A 22,559-nucleotide genomic window follows, 5' to 3' on the forward strand; every position below is an offset into this window, starting at 1 on the left:
CGGGGTGATCGGCGATCGAGCCCGCGAACGCGGCTTCGTCACCGCCTCGGTGTCGCTGGACCGGGTCTCGGACAACGTGCAGGTGCTGGCCACGGCCGTCGCGGAGGCGATCGCCCCGCTGCACCGCACCGGCGCGAGCACTGTGTGGCAGGGGGTCAGGGACCGGCTGGCGGCGCTGTCCATCGAGGTCAATGCCGGCGTCGTGAAGATCATCTCGGACGCGCCGGGCTCAAGGGCGGCCACCACCACAGTCCAGCGTCAGGTGCTCGCGTCGTTGCTCGCGGGGGCGGCGGCAGCAGCCCGCGAGAAGGGGCGCGCCGGCCTCGTGGTGAGCCTCGACGAGCTCCAGGAGGCTCCGGGCGACCAGCTCGTCGTCCTGGCCAACGCGATCCAGGACGCCACGAGGACTGAGCACGCCCCGCTCGGGATCTTCGGGGCGGGCCTGCCGCAGACCCCAGAACTGGTGATGGAGGCAGCCTCGTTCACGGAGCGCTTCGACTTCCGCACCCTCGGCCGACTCGACCCCGGGGCCGCCGAACGCGCGCTCATCGAACCGGCCATCGCCCTCGGCATCCGGTGGGAGCCGTTGGCCGCCGAGCTCGCACTGGACAGCGCCGCAGGGTCGCCCTACCTGATCCAGTACATCGGCGACGAGACCTGGATCCAGGCCGCGCCCCGGGCGGGGTCGGCCATCAGCCGGGGCGCCGTCGAAACGGCACTGGTGCAGGTCCGCGACAACCTCGACAACGGGATGTTCCGAGGCCGCTGGGCCAAGGCGACCCCGGCGGAGAAGGCCGTGATCGTCGCGATCGCCCAGACCTGCGATCGTGCGGGCGTCGCGACCACTGCGCAGGTGTCCACCGCGCTCCACGCGGACACGCGCCAATGGAGCATGGCGCGCCAGGCCCTGATCGACAAGGGGATCGTGGAGTCAGTCGGGCGTGGCCTGCTGCGCTTCACCATGCCCGGCTTTGCCTCCTTCGTCGTCGCGCGCGTCGACGACACTGAGCATGTCGGGACCCCTGCTCTCGGGTCCCGACCGGCCCGGCGGATCTCGCAGTTGCCGCCCGGTCCGGAACGCCCCGGGCCGCGGCAATGAGACGTCCAGAGATCTCGGGCTGCCGGCCCCGACGGTTGTCTGCGGCCGGTCCAGGCGCTAGTGGGGGAGCCGGAACCTGTTGCGCGACAACGGTTCCACCAGTCCGTCGGCGACGAGCGAGTCGAGGCAGCGCAGCCGCTGCGGCTCGTCGGGCCACGCCCCGGCGAGACGCTCGGCACCCACCGCGTCCGTCGCCTCGCGCAGCACGGCGAGGATCGCCCCCCGGGCCTGGCGGTCGGTCCCGTGCCAGGCCTGCCCGCGCCGCGCCGGCCCCTCGTATGCCGGGCGGCCGGCGAGGTTCCACGCGCAGAGGTCGGCGACGGGGCAGTCGTCACACCGGGGTGCGCGGGCCGTGCAGACCAGTGCCCCCAGCTCCATCGTCGCGACGTTCCACGTGTTGGCGTCATCGGTGTCCCCTGGCATCGCGGCGTCGGCGAGGTCACGCTCGGCACGGGTCAGTGCGGGAGCCGCCTGCGCCTGTCCCTCGAGGGTGCGCACGAGGACCCGGCGCACGTTGGTGTCGATGACGGTGGCGGGGATCCCGAAGGCGAAGCACGCGACGGCGGCGGCGGTGTAGTCACCGACCCCCGGCAGGGCGAGCAGCTCCTCGCGCGTGTCCGGGACCTCGCCGCCGTGCCGCTCGACCATGGCCCGGGCCGCTGCGTGCAGGCGCAGCGCGCGCCGCGGGTAGCCGAGCCGGCCCCAGGCCCGCACGGCGTCACCAGGCGCGGCGGCGGCGAGGTCAGCGGGTGTCGGCCAGCGCTGCATCCACTCGTGCCAGATCGGTTCGACCCGCGCCACCGGCGTCTGCTGGGCCATCACCTCGGACAGGAAGATGCCCCACGGCGAGGTGTGGCGCAGCCGCCACGGCAGCGCGCGGGCCTGCACGGCATACCAGTCGAGGACGCGACGGTGCAGGTCGGGCAGCTGCGGTCCCGGCATGTGTGCTCAGACGTAGCGTTCGAGGATGCTCGACTCGGCCAGGCGCGACAGGCCCTCGCGGACGGCCCGGGCCCGGCCCTCGCCGACGCCCTCGACGTCCATGAGGTCCTCGAGGTTGGCGGCGAGCAGCCGCTGCAGCGAGTCGAAGTGGTCCACGAGCCGGTCGACGATGGCGCCCGGCAGCCGGGGGATCTTGGTCAGCAGGCGGTAGCCCCGGGGGCTGATCGCGCTCTCGAGGGCGTCGCCGACGACGGTGAACCCGATCGCCCGGGCGCCCGCGCCGAGGTCGAGCAGCTCGGTGCCCGAGAGCTGCATCAGGGCGTCGAGGCCCTCCTCGACGGTCCGGGTCGACTTCGTCGAGGCGAGGTAGTCGCGGATGACGAGCTCCCGGTCGTTGCCGAGCCCACCGGTCAGCTCCTCGAGCTGGAGGCCGAGGAGGCGCCCGTCGGTGCCGAGCTCGACGGCGTAGTCGGAGATCTCGTCGCTGATCCGCCGGACCATCTCGAGGCGCTGGACGACGCTCGCCACGTCGCGGATCGTGACGAGGTCCTCGATCTCCAGCGCCGACAGGGTGCCGGTGACCTCGTCGAGGCGGGACTTGTAGCGCTCCAGGGTCTGTAGGGCCTGGTTGGCCTTGGAGAGGATGGCGGCGCTGCCCTCGACGACGTGACGACGGCCTCCGACGTAGAGGGCGATGATCCGCATCGACTGGCTGACCGAGACGACGGGGAAGCCGGTCTGGATCGCGACCCGCTCGGCCGTGCGGTGCCGGGTGCCGGACTCCTGGGTCTCGATGCGCGAGTCGGGCACGAGCTGGGTGTTGGCGCGGATGATCCGGGTGCCCTCGCGATCGAGGACGATCGCGCCGTCCATCTTGGACAGCTCCCTGAGCAGCGTCGCGGAGAACTCGATGTCGAGGGGGAAGCCTCCGGTGCTGATCGAGTCGACGACCTTGTCGTTGCCGAGGACGATGAGGGCGCCGGTCCGGCCGCGCAGGATCCGCTCGAGTCCGTCACGCAGGTCGGTGCCCGGAGCGACGGCCGCCAGGGTTGCCCTGAGGAGGTCGTCGTCACTGCGTTCCACGTGGTGTCGCTTTCGGTCCGGTGCCGGCGGTCGGGTGCCCGGGCAGTCTAACGGCGCGACGGATCCAGCGCGGTGCTGACCGCCGTGGCGACATCGCGCAGCTCGACAACGTGCATGGAGTCCGGGATCGGACCTGATCCGAGCGATCCCTGCGGCACGAAGGCGGTCCGGAACCCGAGTCGCGCTGCCTCCGCGAGGCGACGGGGGATGCCGGTCACCGGCCGGATCTCCCCGGCGAGCCCGACCTCGCCGAAGGCGACGGCGTGGGGCGGCAGCGGTCGGTCCAGGATGGAGCTCGCGATGGCGAAGGCCACCGCGAGGTCGGCCGCGGGCTCGCTGAGGCGGACCCCACCGACCGTCGCGACGTAGGCGTCGCTCAAGCCGATCGGCGCCTCGGCGCGCCGCTCGAGGACGGCGATGATCATGGCCACCCGTGAGGAGTCGAGGCCGTGGGTCGCCCGGCGCGGTGAGGGCAGCTTGCTGGTGGCGATGAGGGACTGCACCTCGGCCACGAGCGGCCGGCGGCCCTCGAGCGCCACCGTGACGCAGGTGCCCGTCACCGCGTCGTCGCGGTTGGACAGGAAGAGGCCGCTCGGGTCGGCGAGACCCACGATGCCCACGTCGGACAGGTCGAAGCAGCCCACCTCGTCCGTCGGGCCGTAGCGGTTCTTGACCGCGCGCACCAGGCGCAGCCGCGAGTGCCGCTCACCCTCGAACGCGATGACGACGTCGACGAGGTGCTCCAGGACCCGCGGGCCGGCGATCGACCCGTCCTTGGTGACGTGGCCGACCAGCAGGATCGCGATGCCCCGGCTCTTGGCGGCCTGGATGAGGCTTGCGGCGACCTCACGGACCTGGGCGACGTTGCCGGCCGACCCTTCGACATCGCCGCTGGCGATGGTCTGCACCGAGTCGACGATGACGAGGTCGGGCTGGAGGGTCTGGATCTGCCCGAGCACGGTCGCGAGGTCGGTCTCCGCGGCGATGAAGAGGGAGGACGCCATCGCCTCGATGCGCTCGGCCCGGCCGCGCACCTGTGCCGCCGACTCCTCACCGCTGACGTAGAGGACGTCCTGCCCCCCGCGGGCGGCCCGGGCGGCGACGTCGAGCAGGAGGGTCGACTTGCCGATGCCCGGCTCGCCGGCCACCAGGACGACGGCGCCGGGCACCAGGCCCCCGCCCAGCACCCGGTCGAACTCGCTCACGCCGGTCGAGCGGGCCGAGGACCGCTGCATGTCGACCTGACCGATGCGCACCGCCGGCCGGGCCACCGTGCCGGCCGCGGTGGTCTTGAGGCTCACCCCGCCGGTCTCGCTGACCGAGCCCCACGCCTGGCACTCCCCGCAGCGGCCGACCCACTTCACGGTGGTCCAGCCGCACTCGGAGCAGCGGTAGCCGCTCGATCTCGTCGTTGCCCTCGTTGCCATGTGAGCAACCTAGATCGGTCCACCGACAGGCCCGGGGTGCCGCGCGGTCCTGCGGGCCCCTCTTCGGCGGGTTGACGCTGCGTCAAACAGGTTGACGCAGGCTGCAGGCCGCGTCAACCCGCTCGACGCAGCGTCAACCCCGAGCCCAACGCCGCGACCACCCGGCATATGGACGCAGCGTCAACCCCGAGCCCAACGCCGCGACCACCCGGCATACGGACGCGGCGGTCAGGCGTCGAGGAACCAGCCCTCGACCATGCCCTGCGGGCGGCCGGGCTCGATGTAGTGCTCGTGACCGAACGCCATGGCGAAGACCTCCGGGGGCATGCCCATGAACATGCCGATGTCACTGGCCTGGCTCGCGTGGGCCCGCATCGAGGCGCGACGCTGCTCGAGGTAGGCCGAGACGTCCACCTTCCAGTGGATCTCGGACTCCGGGCTGCCCATCGGGTTGCCGTCGTCCATCGCGCCGTCCGGGTCGAAGGTCCGTTCCAGTCCGGCAGCGAAGGCCCCCTGCGTCATCGCGCGCATCACGTCGCGGTTCATGGTGGCCTCGAGCTCGCGCGGGCGGCGGGCGGCGAGCTGGGCCGCACGATGGGCGACGTGGTGGACCTTGACGTGGTCGGGGTGGCCGTAGCCGCCGTGCCAGTCGTAGCCCACGACGATGTCGGCGTCCTCCTCGTCGAGGATCACGGCGAGCCTGCCGGCGGCCTCGTCGAGATCCGCGAGGTGGAACGCGTTGTCCCCGCCGTTCTGCTCCCAACCGGTCATCCCGGAGTCGGCGTAGCCCAGCCAGACGACGCGGTGGGTGCCGGTCGCCCGCGCCGACTGCTGCGCCTCCGCGCGTCGGCGCTCGACGAGGGTCTCGCCCGGGGCGAGGTCGTCGGGCACCTCGCCGTGGTCGCCGTTGGTGGCGTAGACCACGACGACCCGGTGCCCGTCGCTCGAGGCCCGGGCCATCGAGCCCGACGTCCCTGAGCTCTCGTCGTCGGGGTGGGCGTGGAGGAAGACGATGGTGGCCACCTGCCCATGATGCCGGACGAGGCGAGGCCTCAGGTATGCCGGGTGCCCACCGGAGGGGGGCGGGCGTCAGCGCGGGCGGCCCGGCTTCGAGGTGGCGGTGTCCCGGGTGTCCTGGGCGGCGAGCGTTGCGGGGTGCACGAGCAGCGGCAGCAGCGTGCGGTTGCCGGATCGCCGGGCCGCGGTAACCGCCCGCAGGTGCGCCTCGCAGCGCAGCACGAGCTGGGTGTAGGCGGGTCCGCCCATCAGCTCGACGAGCTCGGCCTCGTTGGACCGGAAGACGGGCTCGGCCCCCACGTGCGCCGCGGGGTTGCCCGAGCAGTACCAGTCGAGGTCGTGCCCACCGGGGCCCCAGCCGCGCCGGTCGTACTCGGTGATGCTCACCTCGAGATAGCTGGTCTGGTCGGCCTGCTCGACGGTCCGGTAGGTGCGGCGGATCGGCAGCTGCCAGCAGACCTCCGGCTTCAGCGACGTCGGCGGCAGGCCCTTGACCACGGCGTGCTGGTGCAGGGCACAGCCGGCGCCGGCGGGGAAGCCGGGCCGGTTGAGGAAGATGCAGGCGCCGTCGACGACCCTCGTCTTGCGCACGCCGTCTTCGAGCTCGGTCCAGCTGGCCCGTGCGAGCGCGCCCCCGTGTCCACCGTCGTGGCCGATGTCATGGAACTGCCACTCGTCCGGGCCCAGGTCGGCCGCGACCGCCTTGACCCGGCGGTAGTCGTCCTTCTCGGTGAAGTGCGCGCCGAGGGTGCAGCAGCCGTCGTCGGGCCGGTCGGCATAGATCCCCTGGCACCCGGTGCCGAAGATGCACGTCCAGCTCGAGGTCAGCCAGGTCAGGTCGCACCGGTAGCGCTGGCCGGCATCACCCGGGTCGGTGAACTCGACCCAGAGCCGGGGGATGTCGAGAGGGACTTCAGCCACCGGCCCACCTTATGCGCAGCCCCCCGACCCCTTGCGTCCGGCACGACGGTGGCCAGGGCGACTGTCGTGCCGGACGCAAGGGGTTGGGGGTGGCGCCGATACGGTGGGGTCATGCGCCTCGGAGTCATCGACATCGGCTCCAACACGGTCCACCTGCTCGTCGTCGACGCCTACTCCGGCGCCCACCCGCTGCCCGCCCACTCCCACAAGATCGAGCTGCGGCTCTCCGAGGGGATGGAGCCGGACGGCTCGATCAACGTGGCGCAGGCCCGCCGCCTCGTCGAGTTCGTGGGCGAGTGCCTCGAGCTCGCCAAGGAGCAGGGCGTCGAGGACCTCGTCGCCTTCGCCACCTCGGCCGTCCGGGAGGCGCCCAACGGCGATGCGGTGCTGGACCGCGTGCGCACCGATACCGGCGTCGACCTCGAGGTCCTGTCGGGACGCGACGAGGCCCGCCTCACCTTCCTCGCCGTCCGGCGGTGGTTCGGCTGGTCGAGCGGTCGGCTGCTCGTCGTGGACATCGGAGGCGGCTCCCTCGAGCTCGCGACGGGGATCGACGAGGAGCCCGACGCCGCGATCAGCCTGCCCCTCGGTGCCGGACGGGTCACCCGCGACCACCTCGGTGGTGACCCCCCGGCGCCCGCGCTCGTGGCAGCGACCCGCACGCACGTCCGGGCCGAGCTGGCCCGGTTGTTGCGCCCGCTCGTCACGGGCGGCCCCCCGGACCGGGTCGTGGGGACCTCGAAGACGCTGCGTTCCCTCGCCCGGATCAGCGGCGCCGCACCACGTGGGGACGGCCCCTACGTCCCCCGGGCGCTGACCCGGACCGACGTGGCCGCCCTCGTCGGACGCCTCGCCACGATGGACTCGGCCCGTCTGGCCCGCCTCCCGGGGGTGTCCCCGAGCCGAGCACCGCAGCTGCTGGCGGGGGCCCTCGTCGCCGAGGCCGCCCTGGACCTGCTTCGCGTCGACCGGCTCGAGATCTGCCCATGGGCGCTGCGCGAGGGGATCATCCTGCGCCACCTCGACCATCTCGACCACCGCGTCAGCTGACCGCGGGGCATGGCAGACAATGGAGACATGAGCACGAGGATCGGGCTGTCGACGTCGTCGATGTATCCCGAGAACTGTGCTGCCGCCTTTGCCATGGCCGCCCGGCTCGGCTACGACGGCATCGAGGTGATGGTCTGGACCGACCCGGTCTCGCAGGAGGCCGGCGCACTGCGCGTGCTCAGCGGGCTGCACGGCATACCCGTCGTCTCGGTCCACGCGCCGACCCTCCTGCTCACGCAACGGGTCTGGGGCGCGGACCCGTGGGACAAGGTCGACAACTCCATCATCCTGGCGCAGGAGCTCGGGGCGGCGACCGTCGTGCTCCACCCGCCGTTCCGGTGGCAGCGGGAGTATGCCGCGGAGTTCGTCGACGGGGTCGCGCTGCGCGAGCACGACACGGGCATCCGGCTGGCCGTCGAGAACATGTTCCCCTGGCGGGCACGGGGTCGGGAGCTCTACGCCTACCTGCCGCACTGGGACCCCGTCGACCAGCCGTTCGACCACGTGACCCTCGACCTGTCTCATACCGCCACCGCCGGCTCGGACGCCATGGACATGGCCCGGGCCCTCGGCGAGCGGCTGACCCACGTCCACCTCGCCGACGGCGCCGGCTCACCCCGCGACGAGCACCTCGTGCCCGGCCGCGGGAGCCAGCCGTGCGGCGAGCTGCTCGGGCACCTCGCCGAGACCGGCTACGAGGGCGACATCGTCGTCGAGGTCGGCACCCGCAGGCTGAGCGAGGAGGAGCGGGAGGCCGACCTGGCCCAGGCGCTCGCTTTCGCCCGCCTCCACTACGAGCCGGTCGGGCGCGTGAGGTCCACATGAGGTCCACGTGAGGTCCACGTGAGGTCCACGTGAGCGCCCCCACGCAACCACGCCGGGGCCGGCGGCCGGCCGGCGAAGACACCCGCAACGCCATCCTCGAGGCCGCCCGGGCGGCGTTCGCGGACAAGGGCTACGAGGGGACGTCGTTGCGCGCCGTCGCCCGCGCGGCACTGGTCGACCCGGCCCTGGTCCACCACTACTTCGACGGCAAGCCGGACCTCTTCGCCCAGGCGGTCGTCCTCACCCGGGTCAACCCGGGCCAGATCGTGGCGCAGGTCGTCGACGGTCCCCTCGACGGGCTCGGAGAGCGTCTCGTGCGGGCGTTCCTGACGGTCTGGGACGAGCCCGGCAACCAGGAGCGGTTCGTCGCGTTCGCCCGGGCCGCTCAGACCAACGACGAGGTCGCCGTCGTCATGCGCGAGTTCATCGGCACCGAGATCATCAACCGGATTACCGCGCGCACCGGGATCGCGGACCCCGCGGTCCGGGGGGCTCTGGCGATCGCCCAGATCTTTGGGCTCGGCACGATGCGCTACGTCCTGCGGCTGCCCGCCCTCGTGGACGCGGGCCATGACGAGATCGTCGCGTGGCTCGCGCCGACCCTGCAGCGCTACCTCGTCGACTGACGACGCCGGGCGAGCGCGGGCGGATGTCAGCTACAGGGCTTTGCGGAAAAGCACCATGTCGTCGCCGGGCTCGTAGTAGACCCGGACCCGCACATCCGGGAGCGCTGAGTTCTTGGGCATTGCCAGATCCCGGACCGCGGACCTATAATTCAACACATGATGAATAACGCGGATGATCCCGCCATCGTCGTCGAGGGCCTCCACGTCGTCCGCGGTGGCCGAGAGGTGCTCCCGGACCTCAGCGTGACCATCCTCCGGGGCCAGGTCGTCGGTCTCCTCGGGCCATCCGGCTCCGGCAAGTCCACCCTGATCCGGGCGATCGTCGGGGTCCAGGTCGTCGCCGGGGGGTCGGTGACGGTGCTCGGGCAGCCGGCCGGGTCCCGCGAGCTGCGGCGCTCGGTCGGTTACCTCACCCAGTCGCCGAGCGTCTACGACGACCTCACCGTCCGCGCCAACGTGCGCTACTTCGCGGGGGTCCTCGGCGCCCCGCCTGAGGCCGTCGAGCGCACCCTCACCGAGGTCGACCTGATGAGCCACGCCGACGACCTCGCCCGCGACCTCTCCGGAGGACAGCGCTCCCGGGCGTCCCTGGCCTGCGCGCTCGTCGGCGACCCGGAGGTCCTCGTCCTCGACGAGCCGACCGTCGGGCTCGACCCGGTGCTGCGCCGTGACCTGTGGGACCTCTTCAACCGGCTCGCCCACCGGGGCAAGTCGCTGCTCATCTCGAGCCACGTCATGGACGAGGCCACCCGCTGCGACCGGCTGATCCTGTTGCGGGACGGGCGGATCCTCGCCGACACGACCCCGACGCGACTGCTGGTCGAGACCGGCGCCGAGGACGCCGAGGCGGCCTTCCTCAGCCTCATCGAGGGCGACCGCGAGGGCGAGCGCGACGGCGGCACCGACGCACCCGGCCCGGCTGCACGGCATACGGGGTCCTCGGCCGACGGAGGTGCGCGATGAACCCGCGGATCTCACTCCTGACCGCTGGGCGAGTGCTGCGCCAGCTGCGCGGCGACCACCGCACGGTGGCCATGCTCCTCGTCGTCCCGGTCGTCCTCATCGGGCTGCTGGCGTGGATCTACGACAACACCCCGGTGTTCGGACTCGTCGGCCCGGCGCTGCTCGGGGTCTTCCCGTTCGTCGTCATGTTCCTCGTCACGAGCATCGCCACCCTGCGCGAGCGCTCGTCCGGCACCCTCGAACGGCTGCTGACGACCCCCCTCGGCAAGGGCGACTTCATGCTCGGCTACGCGATCGCGTTCGGTCTCGTCGCCATTGTCCAGGCCGTCGTCGCCGTCGCCTTCGCGGTCTCCGTCCTCGGCCTCGACGTGCGCGGGCCGAGCTGGCTGCTCGTCGTCGTCGCGGTCGTCGACGCCGTCCTCGGCTCTGCCCTGGGCCTGCTCGCGAGCGCGTTCGCCCGCACGGAGTTCCAGGCCGTGCAGTTCATGCCCGCGTTCGTCCTGCCGCAGTTCTTCCTCTGCGGTCTGCTCGTCGCGCGCGGCGACCTGCCGACCGTGCTCGGCTGGGTCTCCGACGTCATGCCGCTCTCGTATGCCGTGGACGCCATGCACGCGGTCCAGGCCACGACCGACGCGGGCGGCGAGGTGCTTAAGGACGTCGGGATCATCCTCGGCTTCATCGTCGTCGCCCTCGTGCTCGGCTCCCTGACCCTGCGCCGTCGCACGCCGTGACGGACGGTGCGGAGCCCGATCGCCGGGCGCTAGATTGGACGCGCCGGGGAGCGCCCGGCAGTGCCCACCCCGGAGGACGTCACCCGTGGAAGCCAGTGACCTGCTGCGCAACTCCCTGCTCCACCTCGCCAAGTCGACCCGCGTCCGCGATTTCGTCGAGGAGGCGCCGGTCAGCCGTTCCGTCGTCAGGCGGTTCGTCCCCGGGGCGGCGACGGCCGACGCCGTCGGGGCCGTCGGCCAGCTCCAGGTCACCCAGCGGATGGCCACCATCGACTACCTCGGCGAGGACACGACCGACCTGGGACAGGCGACGCACACCCGCGACGCCTACCTCGCGCTGCTCTCCGAGCTGGCCCGCCACCGATACACCGACGACGGTCGGGCCGAGGTCTCCGTCAAGCTCAGCGCCCTCGGCCAGTCCCTCCCCGGGGACGGCCACCGGATCGCCCTCGACCACGCCCGCGCGATCTGCCAGGCGGCAGCCAACGCCGGCACCACGGTCACCCTCGACATGGAGGACCACACCACGACGGACTCGACGCTGGAGTCGCTGCGCGAGCTGCGCCAGGACTTCCCGGCGGTGGGTGCTGTGCTCCAGGCCTACCTGCACCGCACCGAGGCGGACTGCGCGGACCTCGCCCACGCGGGCAGCCGGGTCCGGCTGTGCAAGGGCGCCTACAAGGAGCCGGAAACCGTTGCCTACCAAGGCGCGGAGGTCGACCGCTCCTACGTCCGCTGCCTCAAGGTCCTGATGGCGGGGCAGGGCTACCCCATGGTCGCCAGCCACGACCCGCGCCTCGTCGAGATCGCGGGCGCGCTCGCCGCGAAGCGCGGCCGTGACCCGAAGTCGTTCGAATACCAGATGCTCTACGGCATCCGCCCCGAGGAGCAGCAGCGCATCGCCGACCGCGGCGACCAGATGCGCGTCTACATTCCCTACGGCGAGCAGTGGTATGGCTACCTCATGCGCCGGATGGCGGAGAGGCCGGGCAACCTCATGTTCTTCCTGCGCGGGGTCGCGACCAGGGGCTGAACACGGAGCCCGTATGCCGGGCAGCAGCCGAGAAAACCCACCGCACCTGGAGCGCGGCTCCAGCGGCGAGAAAGGCAGGGCATCCATGGCCACCACCGCCATCTTCGGAGCGGGCGTGATGGGGGAGACGCTGCTGTCCGGGCTGATCCGCTCCGGGCGCAGCGTCGACGAGCTGCTCATCACCGAACGCCGGGTGGAGCACGCCCAGCAGCTGACAGCGAAGTACGGCGTGCGGGTCGTCGGGAACGAGGAAGGGGCCGCTGCCGCCGACGTGCTGGTCCTCGTCGTCAAGCCGCAGGACATGGACGGACTGCTCGGCGAGATCCGTGACCAGATGGCCCCGGGGACGCTCGTCGTGTCGCTCGCGGCCGGCATCACCACGGAGTTCCTGGAGTCCCGCCTGCCCGAGGGCTCCTCGGTCGTGCGCGTCATGCCCAACACCCCGGCGCTCGTCGACCAGGGGATGGCGGCGATCTCCCCGGGGAAGCACTGCACCGACGCGCACCTCGCCGCGGCGGAGGCGCTGCTCACCTCATGCGGCAAGGTCGTGCGGGTCGAGGAGAAGCACCAGGACGCCGTGACCGCGATCTCCGGCAGCGGACCGGCATACATCTTCTACGTCGTCGAGGCGATGATCGAGGCGGGCGTCGTCCTCGGCCTGCCGCGCGCGACGTCCACCGAGCTGGTCGTGCAGACCCTGTTCGGCGCCGCGACGATGCTCAAGGAGACCGGCGAGCACCCCACGGTGCTGCGCGAACGGGTCTCCTCGCCCGGAGGCACGACGGTGGCCGCCCTGCGCCAGCTCGACGACCACAAGGTGCGGGCGGCGTTCATCACCGCGATCGAGGCGGCGGCGTTCCGCTCGCGCGAGCTCGCATCGGGCCATGGCTGACGTCACGCTCCACCACGTACTCCCTGACGAGTGGGAGCAGCACCGCGCGCTGCGCCTCGAGATGCTGCGAGACGCGCCGGACGCGTTCTGGACGACCCTTGAGGAGGCCATCGCGCTGGAGGAGGCCACCTGGCGGGCGCGGATCACCTCGACGTTCCACGTCCAGGCCCAGATCGGCGACGACCCGGTGGGCTCCGTCGGGCTGTGGGACGGATTCGAGCCGCCCCCCCACGAGGCCAACCTCATAGCGATGTACGTCGCTCCGCGAGCGCGAGGCCAGCACGTTGGGGAGCGGCTCGTCGGGGCCGTGCTCGACGAGGCCGGACGTCGCGGGCGTCACCGCATCGCCCTGCAGGTAGCCAGCAACAACGCGCCGGCGATCGGTCTCTACGACCGGATGGGGTTCGCCCTCACCGGCGGAAGCACTCGACACCCGCGCAGGGCAGACATGGTCGAGCTCGAGATGGTGGCCCAGCTCGATGCATCCGCACGAAAGGACACCGGCAGATGAAGATTGGGTGTCTCGGCATCGCGGATCTGTGATCGGCATGCGAGGCTTGCGGCCATGACTGACGTGGACGTGCGCCCCCTGGGTGAAGAGGAATGGCAGCAGTTCAAGGCGATCCGTCTCGAGGCGCTCGTCGAGTCGCCAGAGGCGTTCGTCGCGGACGCCAAGGAGGAGCAGGACTACACCGAGGACTTCTGGCGCGAGCGCATGCAACGCTCCACGAGGCTCGTTGCCGAGCGGGCCGGCGCCACCGTCGGCGTCGTCAGCGTCGGTGAGGGCAAGGGCGATGACGGGAAGGTCGCCGAGATCTTCGGCCTCTGGGTGCGCCCCGATGCCCGGGGGACCGGCGTCGCGACCAGGCTCGTCGAGGCCGGCGCCGCGCGCGCCCGCCAGGACGGCCGCACACACGTCGCCTACTGGGTCGGCACGGACAACGGCCGCGCCGTGGCCTTCGCGAGCGGCATCGGCTTCCGCCCGACGTCAGACCGTCGCCCGATGCGGGTGGCGAGCGAGGAGGACGGCGAGCAGGAGATCGCGATGATCCTCCCGCTCGGTGAGGATCGCGGCTGGAACGTCAGCCTCTGACCTCGCGGCCCTCCTCGACGGAGCCGGATCGCGGACGATGGTCCCGCGCTGCGCCATGGGGAGGGTAGCGTCACCGTCATGCCAACGCGGGCGAGGGTGGTCTGGGACCAGACCTTCACGAAGTATGACTTCGGTCCGACCCACCCCATGTCGCCGGTCCGCCTCGACCTGACGGCCCGGTTGTGCGACGCGTTCGGCCTCTTCGACCACGATGACGTCGAGCTGCTCAACCCGGCACTGCCCGACGACGACGTCCTCGCCACCGTCCACGACCGCGACTACATCGCCGGGGTCCGCGCCGCCTCGCTCGACCCCGACCGCGCCGACCCGCGCTGGGGCATCGGCACCGAGGACGACCCCGCCTTCCGGGGCATGCACGACGCCAGCGCCCGGATCGCTGCGGGGACGCGCGACGTGTGCGAGCTGGTGTGGACGGGCCAGACCGAGCACGGCGTGAACTTCTGCGGTGGCCTCCACCACGCGATGCCCGGCAACGCCTCCGGGTTCTGCATCTACAACGACATCGCGGTCGGCATTCAGTGGTTGCTCGACCACGGAGCCCAGCGAGTCGCCTACGTCGACGTCGACGTCCACCACGGGGACGGGGTGGAGCGGATCTTCTGGGACGACCCCCGCGTCCTGACCGTCTCCATCCACGAGTCCGGGCGGGCGCTCTTCCCCGGGACCGGGTGGGCGACGGACATCGGGGGGCCGGACGCGATCGGCGCCGCGGTCAACGTGCCGCTGCCCCCCGGGGTCGGGGACGCCGCCTGGCTGCGGGCCTTCCACGCTGCGGTGATACCCGTCGTCAAGGCGTTCGCGCCAGAGGTGCTTGTCACCCAGCACGGCTGCGACACCCATGCCCAGGATCCCCTCGCCCACCTCGCCCTCTCGGTCGACGCCCAGCGGGCTGCGGCCGAGGCGCTGCACGCCCTCAGCCACGAGATCTGTGACGGCAGGTGGGTCGCCCTCGGCGGCGGCGGTTACGAGGTCGTCGACGTCGTGCCGCGCACCTGGGCCCACCTCACCGCGATCGCCCAGCACCGGCCGATCGCCGTCACCGAGGCGGTGCCGCAGGACTGGCGCGACTACGTCCGTCGGGTCACCGGACGATCGGCGCCTTCGCGGATGGGCGACCGGGACCCCGACGCGGGGCCCCTGTGGTGGCGCTCCTGGGATCTCGGCTACGACCCGGACGACGCGGTCGACCGGGCCATCATGGGCACCCGCCAGGCGGTCTTCCCCCTGCACGGGCTCGACGTCTGGTTCGACTGACCCCCGACCTGCGCCGCTGCCGTCCTGTGGTGGCAATCCCCGGTGAACGTCGGCGTGTCCCCTTGACATCCAAGATTGTGTTCCCTGATTTGACTTCCCAACCGTCACACCTGCCCCTAGAGTGACGTCTTGCACGCCAGTGGTCCGTCGCCGGAGGGGAAGCCCGGCGCTGCTCGCGCGCAGGAGATCGAGGTCACACACATGTCCACAGAGCGTCAGCTCGCCGAGGTGCGGTTCCTGACCGTTGCCGAGGTCGCCTCGATCATGCGCGTGTCGAAGATGACGGTCTACCGTCTGGTCCACGGCGGGGATCTCCCGGCCATCCGGGTGGGCCGCTCGTTCCGGGTCCCCGAGGACGCGGTGCACAAGTATCTGCGTTCCTCGTACGTCGACACCGCCTGACGCCCGGCCGACGGTTTGGGTGCGACCCTGCCCAGACGGTAGGCTTTGGGCAACTGTTCGGCGTGGTGTGTCAACCGTGTCGACGCGACGACACGCTCACACCTCAACGCAAGGACGTTCCATGGGTTCAGTGATCAAGAAGCGCCGCAAGCGGATGGCGAAGAAGAAGCACCGCAAACTGCTGCGCAAGACGCGCCACCAGCGTCGCAACAAGAAGTAGCACGGCCCCGCGCCCAGGCGCGACCGCGACATGGCATCCGGCCTCCTCCCTCCAGGGTGGGGGCCGATGTCGTTGCTGCTGCTGGGTAGGATCGCCGTGCGAGACCCCGTTCCCCACCGCTTGGAGGTGTTCCCGTGGCCTCAGTTGTCCTTGTCACGGGTGTCTCCCGCTATCTGGGGGGCAAGTTTGCGCGGGCCCTGAGCAGGGACGCGGACATCGCCAGGATCATCGGCGTCGACGTCGTGCCGCCCCCGCACTCCATCGGGCGGGCGGAGTTCGTCCGTGCCGACATCCGCAACCCGATGATCGGCAAGATCATCGTCCAGGCCGGGGTCGACACCGTCGTGCACATGAACGTCATCGCGACCCCGCTGTCCGCCGGTGGCCGGGTCTCTCAGAAGGAGATCAACGTCATCGGGACGATGCAGCTGCTCGCGGCCTGCCAGAAGGCGCCGAGCCTGGCCCGTCTGGTGGTGAAGTCGTCGGCTGCCGTCTACGGCTCCTCGCCGCGGGACCCGGCGATGTTCACCGAGGACATGGGCCCGAAGGTGCTGCCGCGCAGCGGGTTTGGCAAGGACTCCGTCGAGGTGGAGGGCTATGTGCGCGGGTTCTCCCGCCGCCGCCCCGAGGTCGGGATCTCGATGCTGCGCTTCGCCAACATCATCGGCCAGGGCATCCGGACGTCGTTGACCGACTACTTCTCTCTTCCGGTGGTGCCGGTGCCGTTCGGTTTCGACGCCCGACTCCAGTTCGTCCACGAGGACGACGCCACCGCTGTGCTGATCGCGTCCGCGACGGCTCGTGAGGCGGTCGGCATCGTCAACGTCGCGGGGGACGGCGTCATCACCGTCGCCCAGGCGGCGGCCCTCGTCGGTCGACCGATCGTGCCGATCCCGCTGCCCGCTGCAGGTCTCCTCGGCACCTTCGTCAAACGCTCCGGACTCGCTGACTTCTCCTCCGACCAGATGCACTACCTCGCCCACGGCCGGGGGCTCGACACCACCCGGATGCGCGATGTCCTCCGCTTCGATCCGGCCTTCACGACCAAGGAGGCGTTCCTCGACTTCGCCCGTCACGTCAGGGCCCCACTGCCGGGCGTGGATGCTGTCGGACACGCCGTCCAGGGTGCGGCCGGCAGCGCCGCCACGGCGATCGCCCACGTCTGGGCCGTCGGAAGGCGCACCTGATGGCGACCGATCCGACCACCCAGTCGAGCACGACGACGTCCGCGCCAACGGGGAGCGCCAGCCCGGCCCGGAGCATGAAGGCGACCGCAAAGAACGTCACAGCGAAAAAAGTGACTGCGAAGAAGGTGACCGCGAAGACGGTGACCGCGAAGAAGACCGCGTCGGCCCCCGCCGGCGCCCGACGCGGGTCCTCGAGCCGGGACGCCCTCGCGGCCGGGGCTGCCCGCGCGACGGGTGAGCGCTCCCGTCGCACCCGCACGCCCCTACTCGGCCCCGGCCCGGTGGCGGAAGCGCCGGTCTCCACGACCGTGCCCGCCCCGACGACCGTGTCCGCCCCGACTGTGCCCTTCCCGGTGGCAGAAGCGCCCCCGCTCGGCGTCCCCACCGACGCGATCCGTGCCGCCGCGGAGGTGACCTCCAGGCATACGGCGTCGAAGCACCGTCCCCAGCCCAGCCCGCGGACGACGACGCCCTCGGCCAAGGCAGTCGCCCACTCGGGCGGTAGGGCGCAGCGGCGATCGCCGACCCGTGGGTCGGGGAACCGCGGCACGAGGGCCCGGCGGGCGCTCGTGTCGGTGCCCGACGTCCCCGAGGGCGGCAGCAGCTCTCCGGTGCCCGTACCCCGGCCGGGCGCGATCCACCCGGGGATGGAGGATCTCCTCCACGCCGGCGTCGCCGCACTGCGCACCGTGGCCGCCGCGACGGGCATCTCGCCGGAGGACGTCGAGGTGCAGGTGGCCCGGACGTTGGCCTTCCTGCGGCGCCGGCTCACGGGCGAGTTCCACGTCGACGAGTTCGGTTTCGACGAGGACTTCACGACGAACGCCTACCTCCCGCTCCTGCGGCCGCTCTACCGCTCGTGGTTCCGCGTGGAGGTGCGGGGCATGGAGAACATCCCTGCCGACGGTGGGGGTCTCGTGGTCGCCAACCACTCCGGCACCGTCGCGATGGACTCGCTCATGACGCAGGTCGCGGTCTTCGACGAGCACCCTGCGCACCGTCACCTGCGGATGCTCGGCGCCGACCTCGTCTTCCAGACACCGTTCGTCGGGCAGCTGGCGCGCAAGTCGGGCTCCACCCTCGCAGGAAACGCGGATGCCGAGCGACTGCTCGCCGGGGGCGACCTCGTGGGGGTGTGGCCCGAGGGCTTCAAGGGTGTCGGCAAGCCGTTCAGCGAACGCTACAAACTGCAACGATTTGGGCGAGGAGGCTTCGTGGCGGCGGCGATCCGCACCGGAGTGCCGATCATCCCCTGCTCGATCGTCGGAGCCGAGGAGATCTACCCGATCATCGGCAACATGAAGACGCTCGCGAGACTCGTTGGTGCGCCCTATGCTCCGGTGACGCCGACCTGGCCCTTGCTCGGACCGCTGGGACTTATCCCGTTGCCGAGCAAGTGGATCATCGAGTTCGGCGTCCCCGTCGAGACGAAGGACCTGGGCGCCGGCGCGGCCGACGACCCGATGCTCGTCTTCGACCTCACGGACCAGATCCGGGAGACGATCCAACAGACGCTCTATTCTCTGCTGATGCAACGACGTTCGGTGTTCTTCTAGGCGCTCGGACTCCTGCGCGCAGCGTGCTCGTTATCGGCCCCTGTGATGTATATGGTTGTGGCACAGACGGATTGACGGAAATCCGACGTCGACCTGGATGCCCTGACCCGAGGTATCACCGAGGTGCTTGAGGCCTCTTTCCCATTGCAAGCGCCAATCGGGAAGGAGGTGAACACTATGTCCAAGATCATGATGAGTGAGCTGGAGAGCCAGATCGTCGACCTTCTCCCCGAGAAGGAGACCCTGTTCTTCAACAACAACTGGGCCGCCGTCTACGCGTCCAACTCGTCGCTCGCCCTCAACGCAGCGACGCTCTTCTCCTCGGCGACCAGCACCGCGGTGCAGACGATCGTCGTCGCGCAGGGCTGAGCCCTCCACGGTCCGGTGCTGCACTGAGTGTCCATTCGCCCTGTGACATTGAGTGCAGCACCGGGCTCTTCGCTACCAAAGTGAGGTTGTCATGCAGACACACACCATTGCGGGGCGTGAGCTCGATTCGCAGCTGGCCGAGCTTCTCCCCGCCAAGGAGACGCTCTTCTTCAACATCAACATCGCGCCCGTCATCGGGGTCAATGTGGCCCTGGCGATCAACGCGGCGACGATCAACTCAGCAGCGAACGCGCTGGCGTTCCAAAACCTCAGCGGCCTGGTGCACTGACCAGGTCGTCGAGCTCGTCGGCGCCGGCGGGAGGTCGCCCCAGGCGACAACCCCGTCGGCGTCGGCGTCGGCCCCGAGCGTGGTGCCGGCCTGCTGAGCCCCCGACCACGTGACCATGCGGTGAGAGGACGTCGAGCCCGATGACCCAACAGATCCTGTCCGAGGCCCCGAGGTGGGTCCGCCCCCCCGGTGTCAGCCTCCTCGGTCCGGTGCAGGACTCCGGACTGACCTCGCCGTGCTTCCTGATCCGCCGTCCGGACGGTCAGGTCATCCAGCTGTCACAGCTGCTCAACACCGTCGTCGCGCGTCTCGACCCGCGGCAGTCGCCCGACGACGTCGCCGCAGCAGTGAGCCGGGCCTACGGCCGGACCCTCACCGTCGAGGGGCTCGAATATCTCGTCGAGTCAAAGCTGCGCCCTCTGGGTCTCGTCGAGGACGTCGGCGCGGTGACGACATCCGCCCAGCAGCTGCCGACATCTGATCCAGTGCTCAGCCTCGGACTGCGAGGCACCCTCATCCCGGAGCGGGTCGTCCAGCGACTCGGCGCCGTCGTCGCGCCCCTGTTCACACCCGTCGTTGTCCTGCTCGCCATGCTCGCCCTGATCGTCATGGACGTCCGGCTCATGCTGGGAGGTCAGGTCATGACCGCGCTCGAACAGGTTCTGGCCACCCCGACGCTGCTGCTGGGGCTCTTCGCCCTGATGACCGTGGGCGCCGTCATCCACGAACTTGGTCACGCTGCAGGCTGCGTCTACTCCGGCGGGCGACCCGGGCGCATCGGCTTCGGGGTCTACCTCCTCTTCCCGGCCTTCTTCACCAATGTGACGGACTCCTACCGACTCAACCGGGCCGGGCGGCTCCGCACCGATCTCGGTGGCCTCTACTTCAATGTCTGGTGCCTGCTGGTGGCCGGCGGGATCCATCTCTCCACGGGGAACGGCATGCTGCTGCTCCTCGTCGTGCTGATGCACATCGAGATGGCCCAACAGCTGATCCCCACGGTGCGTTTCGACGGCTACTTCATCCTCACGGATCTCACCGGCGTGCCCGACCTCTTCTCCAAGGTCCGTCCGGTCCTCTCCGGCATGCTGCCCGGCCGTCCCGTGGACGCCCGGGTGGCCGAGCTGCGCCCCGGCGTGCGCCGCGTCGTGACCGCGTGGGTGCTGGCCGTCGTGCCCCTCATCGCCTTCGGCATGGTGTGGCTGGTCCTGCACCTGCCGGAGCTCATCACGTCCGCCGCCAAGGCGATTGCGGTTCAATGGGAGACGTTGCAGGGGGCGTGGTCGCAGGGTCAGCCGGTGGTCGTGGCCCTGTCGACGATCTCGCTGGTCCTGCTCGGTGCTCCGCTCGCAGGCCTGGCGGTCATGGCGTACCGGATGGTCCTGGTGCTCGCCGGGGCCGTGTGGCGTCGCCTGGCGCGAGTCGTGAGGCGGCAGCCCGTGAACGCCGAGGGACCAGCACCGGCTCTGCCCGCGCCGGCTCTGACTGCGCCGGCGCCCGGCCCTCCGCAGGTTGCGCCGGACGCCATGGCCCCGCTCGACATGGAGACATTGAGCGGTCTGACCGCAGCCGAGTTCACGGACGAGGCCGTCACGGGTGTTCGGCGCCACGTCGCACTCACCGGCTGGCGCCGGGTCCTGCGGGTCGGCACCGGCGGCCTGGTCTCTATGGCCCCGGGTCGTGTCGAGCGACACCAGCAGCAGCTGGTGGCCCGCGTCCGCGCCCCGATCGACGGCAGCCGCCGCGTCGTCGTCATGAGCCGCAAGGGTGGCGTCGGCAAGACCACGGTGACCGTGGGCCTCGGGGCCACCTTCGCGACCTGCCGCGGTGACCGCGTCGTTGCGGTCGACGCCAACCCCGACGCCGGCAACCTCGGCCGCCGCATCGCCGGGGACTGCACGAGCACCATCACCGACCTGCTCGGCAACGTCGACGGCATCGACACCTTCTCGGCCATGCGTCGCTACACCTCGCAGTGCACCGAGTCCAGGCTCGAGGTCCTTGCCTCCGACGACGACGCGCGGATCAGCCAGGCGCTGGACCGACCGGCATACCGTCGAGTGGTCTCGCTGCTCGACCGCTACTACAACCTCATCCTCCTCGACACCGGGACCGGGATCCTGGACAGCGCCAACCAGGGACTGCTGGCCGACGCGGACCAGCTCGTGCTCGTCCTGCGACCGGCCCTCGACGGGGCCCGCGCGGGGGCACAGACCCTCGACTGGCTCGAGGAGCACGGGTATGCCGCCCTGGTCGCCACCGCGGTGGTCGTCATCAACGGCGTCCGGCACGACGACGAGGGCGTCGCGTTCGCGCAACGCCACTTCGCGCAGCGCTGCGGGCACGTGACGACGATCCCGTGGGACGCGAACCTCGAGTCGGGTGGGCGGACCACTCTCTCCGGTCTGGCGCCGCGGACCCGCGAGGCCTTCATCGACGTGGCCGCGGCCCTCGCGGACCAGTTCTCGGGATCAGGAAGGGCATGACATGGCTCCACGAATGCTGACGAAGGTCCTCGCTGCCCTCACGCTCGGCGCGGCGGCACTGACCATCCCCGCGCAGGACACCGCCTCGGCCGGGAGCGCACGAGCTGACCTCCTGGCCTCGGCCAATGCCAGCGACGTCGCCCCGCAACAGTCGGACCACCAGGCTGACACCGCACGTCTCGGTCGCGGGGGCCATGCCCGGTCCACATCGACGGCCTCGGCCCTCTGCCCGGGGTGCCAGGGCGAGGCCAGGACGGTGCAGGTGGTCTACACCGAACGCGGTGACGTCGCCGCCGACAACGTCGCGGCAGCGTGGGCGTCCTGCGCAGGCTGCCGGGCGTCGTCCCTCGCTATCCAGGTCGTGGTCCTCAAGGGAAGGCGTGCGGGCACCCTGGTCGTGACGAATCGGGCGCTCGCCGTCAACGCGGCCTGTGAGGTCTGTGAGACGCAGGCGCTGGCCGTGCAGTTCGTCCTGTCCGGAGGCAGTGGGGAGCGGATGTCAGGACGGGTGAGGGCACTGCTCGACAATCTCGCGGCCCAGCTGGGCGAGGACCTGAGCGCTCCGCCCCAGAAGGACCGACGCTCCGTCGCGCCACAGACGGCACCGCAAAAGGCGCCGGACACGTCCGGGACGCCTCAGGTGCGCGCGGTGGCCGACGCACTCGAGAACGATCTCGGGGGTTCCGTCGAGGTCCATGTCGAGGGCCGACAGGGCTAGGTCCGGGTGAGGTGCCGCGCCGTCCGCCCCGGAGCGGCCCGTTCCGTGGCGGGCCGGTGAGGCATCACCGGCAGACTCCGAGGGCGCAGGACCCGCTCACGACCAGGCCTCAGCCGACCCCGGAGCCGCCGACCGTCGCCGCCGTCGCCGCCAGCACAGGGACCGTGGCGGTGGCCCCTGGGACGGTGGCTCCCACACCGCCGCCGCCCACGCCGGCCTCTCCGGGGGTCAACGCCGCCCCGGGCAGTCCGCCCGTCGCCGAAACATCGGGCAGTCTGCTGGTCACCGTCGCCCCGGGCAGTGTGGCGCTCGCGCCGACGCCCGCCCCGCCACCGGTCCCCGTCGACGCTCCAAC

The 22,559-nt window shown here is 71.2% G+C and carries 23 protein-coding genes and 2 pseudogenes; 19 read left to right on the plus strand and 6 right to left on the minus strand.

What is annotated here, in order from left to right; genetic code table 11:
• Window positions 1-1,099 (plus strand): annotated as a pseudogene (locus tag ACLL9L_RS05570) (hypothetical protein); the annotation flags it as partial.
• Window positions 1,100-1,156: 57 nt separating this feature from the next.
• Here the strand turns inward: ACLL9L_RS05570 and ACLL9L_RS05575 are convergent.
• From ACLL9L_RS05575 to ACLL9L_RS05595, 5 genes are all read right to left on the minus strand, one after another.
• Window positions 1,157-2,041, minus strand: a complete 885-nt coding sequence (locus tag ACLL9L_RS05575) for an A/G-specific adenine glycosylase (protein ID WP_411283649.1) — start codon at window positions 2,039-2,041, stop codon at window positions 1,157-1,159.
• Window positions 2,042-2,047: 6 nt separating this feature from the next.
• Window positions 2,048-3,124: a DNA integrity scanning diadenylate cyclase DisA gene (disA, locus tag ACLL9L_RS05580; RefSeq protein ID WP_411283650.1), complete on the minus strand. Its 1,077-nt coding sequence runs from the start codon at window positions 3,122-3,124 to the stop codon at window positions 2,048-2,050.
• 47 nt (window positions 3,125-3,171) lie between these two features.
• Window positions 3,172-4,551, minus strand: a complete 1,380-nt coding sequence (gene radA / locus ACLL9L_RS05585) for a DNA repair protein RadA (RefSeq protein WP_411283651.1) — start codon at window positions 4,549-4,551, stop codon at window positions 3,172-3,174.
• A gap of 228 nt (window positions 4,552-4,779) precedes the next feature.
• On the minus strand, window positions 4,780-5,574 hold the full coding sequence (locus ACLL9L_RS05590) for a PIG-L deacetylase family protein (protein ID WP_411283652.1): 795 nt from the start codon (window positions 5,572-5,574) through the stop codon (window positions 4,780-4,782).
• Between the two features lie 66 nt (window positions 5,575-5,640).
• Window positions 5,641-6,489 (minus strand): hypothetical protein, encoded by an 849-nt coding sequence (locus tag ACLL9L_RS05595; protein ID WP_411283653.1) that lies wholly within the window; start codon window positions 6,487-6,489, stop codon window positions 5,641-5,643.
• 111 nt (window positions 6,490-6,600) lie between these two features.
• Here ACLL9L_RS05595 and ACLL9L_RS05600 point away from each other — a divergent pair, with 111 nt between their 5' ends.
• The 18 genes from ACLL9L_RS05600 to ACLL9L_RS05685 all read left to right on the plus strand — a co-directional run bounded on the left by ACLL9L_RS05600 (window position 6,601) and on the right by ACLL9L_RS05685 (window position 22,204).
• Window positions 6,601-7,539, plus strand: coding sequence for a Ppx/GppA phosphatase family protein (locus ACLL9L_RS05600; RefSeq protein WP_411283654.1), 939 nt, complete (start codon window positions 6,601-6,603; stop codon window positions 7,537-7,539).
• Between the two features lie 27 nt (window positions 7,540-7,566).
• The gene (locus ACLL9L_RS05605) at window positions 7,567-8,364 is read left to right on the plus strand and encodes a sugar phosphate isomerase/epimerase family protein (RefSeq protein ID WP_411283655.1); all 798 of its coding nucleotides are present in this window, start codon (window positions 7,567-7,569) and stop codon (window positions 8,362-8,364) included.
• Between the two features lie 29 nt (window positions 8,365-8,393).
• Window positions 8,394-8,990, plus strand: a complete 597-nt coding sequence (locus tag ACLL9L_RS05610) for a TetR family transcriptional regulator (protein ID WP_411283656.1) — start codon at window positions 8,394-8,396, stop codon at window positions 8,988-8,990.
• A 156-nt stretch (window positions 8,991-9,146) separates the two neighbouring features.
• Window positions 9,147-9,953, plus strand: a complete 807-nt coding sequence (locus tag ACLL9L_RS05615; protein WP_411283657.1) for an ABC transporter ATP-binding protein — start codon at window positions 9,147-9,149, stop codon at window positions 9,951-9,953.
• Complete coding sequence (locus ACLL9L_RS05620; protein WP_411283658.1) at window positions 9,950-10,684, plus strand: ABC transporter permease; 735 nt, start codon at window positions 9,950-9,952, stop codon at window positions 10,682-10,684. The genes ACLL9L_RS05615 and ACLL9L_RS05620 overlap by 4 nt, the downstream gene beginning before the upstream one ends.
• Window positions 10,685-10,769: 85 nt before the next feature.
• On the plus strand, window positions 10,770-11,717 hold the full coding sequence (locus ACLL9L_RS05625) for a proline dehydrogenase family protein (RefSeq protein WP_411283659.1): 948 nt from the start codon (window positions 10,770-10,772) through the stop codon (window positions 11,715-11,717).
• An 85-nt stretch (window positions 11,718-11,802) separates the two neighbouring features.
• Complete coding sequence (gene proC, locus ACLL9L_RS05630; RefSeq protein ID WP_411283660.1) at window positions 11,803-12,609, plus strand: pyrroline-5-carboxylate reductase; 807 nt, start codon at window positions 11,803-11,805, stop codon at window positions 12,607-12,609.
• Window positions 12,602-13,120 (plus strand): GNAT family N-acetyltransferase, encoded by a 519-nt coding sequence (locus tag ACLL9L_RS05635; RefSeq protein ID WP_411283661.1) that lies wholly within the window; start codon window positions 12,602-12,604, stop codon window positions 13,118-13,120. The genes proC and ACLL9L_RS05635 overlap by 8 nt, the downstream gene beginning before the upstream one ends.
• A gap of 54 nt (window positions 13,121-13,174) precedes the next feature.
• Complete coding sequence (locus ACLL9L_RS05640; RefSeq protein WP_411283662.1) at window positions 13,175-13,702, plus strand: GNAT family N-acetyltransferase; 528 nt, start codon at window positions 13,175-13,177, stop codon at window positions 13,700-13,702.
• Window positions 13,703-13,780: 78 nt separating this feature from the next.
• Window positions 13,781-14,977: an acetoin utilization protein AcuC gene (locus tag ACLL9L_RS05645; protein ID WP_411283663.1), complete on the plus strand. Its 1,197-nt coding sequence runs from the start codon at window positions 13,781-13,783 to the stop codon at window positions 14,975-14,977.
• A gap of 201 nt (window positions 14,978-15,178) precedes the next feature.
• The gene (locus tag ACLL9L_RS05650) at window positions 15,179-15,379 is read left to right on the plus strand and encodes a helix-turn-helix domain-containing protein (RefSeq protein WP_411283664.1); all 201 of its coding nucleotides are present in this window, start codon (window positions 15,179-15,181) and stop codon (window positions 15,377-15,379) included.
• A 121-nt stretch (window positions 15,380-15,500) separates the two neighbouring features.
• On the plus strand, window positions 15,501-15,599 hold the full coding sequence (locus tag ACLL9L_RS05655; protein ID WP_003792170.1) for a 30S ribosomal protein bS22: 99 nt from the start codon (window positions 15,501-15,503) through the stop codon (window positions 15,597-15,599).
• A gap of 134 nt (window positions 15,600-15,733) precedes the next feature.
• A complete protein-coding gene (locus tag ACLL9L_RS05660) occupies window positions 15,734-16,786 on the plus strand; it encodes an NAD-dependent epimerase/dehydratase family protein (protein WP_411283665.1) in 1,053 nt (350 codons plus the stop codon).
• Window positions 16,786-18,342 (plus strand): 1-acyl-sn-glycerol-3-phosphate acyltransferase, encoded by a 1,557-nt coding sequence (locus tag ACLL9L_RS05665; RefSeq protein WP_411283666.1) that lies wholly within the window; start codon window positions 16,786-16,788, stop codon window positions 18,340-18,342. The genes ACLL9L_RS05660 and ACLL9L_RS05665 overlap by 1 nt, the downstream gene beginning before the upstream one ends.
• Window positions 18,343-18,519: 177 nt before the next feature.
• Window positions 18,520-18,711 carry a hypothetical protein gene (locus tag ACLL9L_RS05670; RefSeq protein WP_411283667.1) on the plus strand — a complete coding sequence of 64 codons (192 nt, stop codon included), beginning with the start codon at window positions 18,520-18,522 and terminating at the stop codon, window positions 18,709-18,711.
• A gap of 91 nt (window positions 18,712-18,802) precedes the next feature.
• Entirely contained in the window at window positions 18,803-19,000 is a 198-nt protein-coding gene (locus ACLL9L_RS05675) for a hypothetical protein (protein ID WP_411283668.1), read from the plus strand.
• Window positions 19,001-19,140: 140 nt separating this feature from the next.
• Window positions 19,141-21,486, plus strand: a complete 2,346-nt coding sequence (locus tag ACLL9L_RS05680) for an AAA family ATPase (RefSeq protein WP_411283669.1) — start codon at window positions 19,141-19,143, stop codon at window positions 21,484-21,486.
• 1 nt (window position 21,487) lies between these two features.
• A complete protein-coding gene (locus ACLL9L_RS05685; RefSeq protein WP_411283670.1) occupies window positions 21,488-22,204 on the plus strand; it encodes a hypothetical protein in 717 nt (238 codons plus the stop codon).
• 109 nt (window positions 22,205-22,313) lie between these two features.
• On the opposite strand, the pseudogene ACLL9L_RS05690 reads toward ACLL9L_RS05685, so the two are convergent.
• Window positions 22,314-22,559: pseudogene (locus tag ACLL9L_RS05690) on the minus strand (hypothetical protein); the annotation flags it as partial.

This window comes from Lapillicoccus sp., assembly GCF_046595215.1.
Lineage (GTDB): Bacteria > Actinomycetota > Actinomycetes > Actinomycetales > Dermatophilaceae > Lapillicoccus.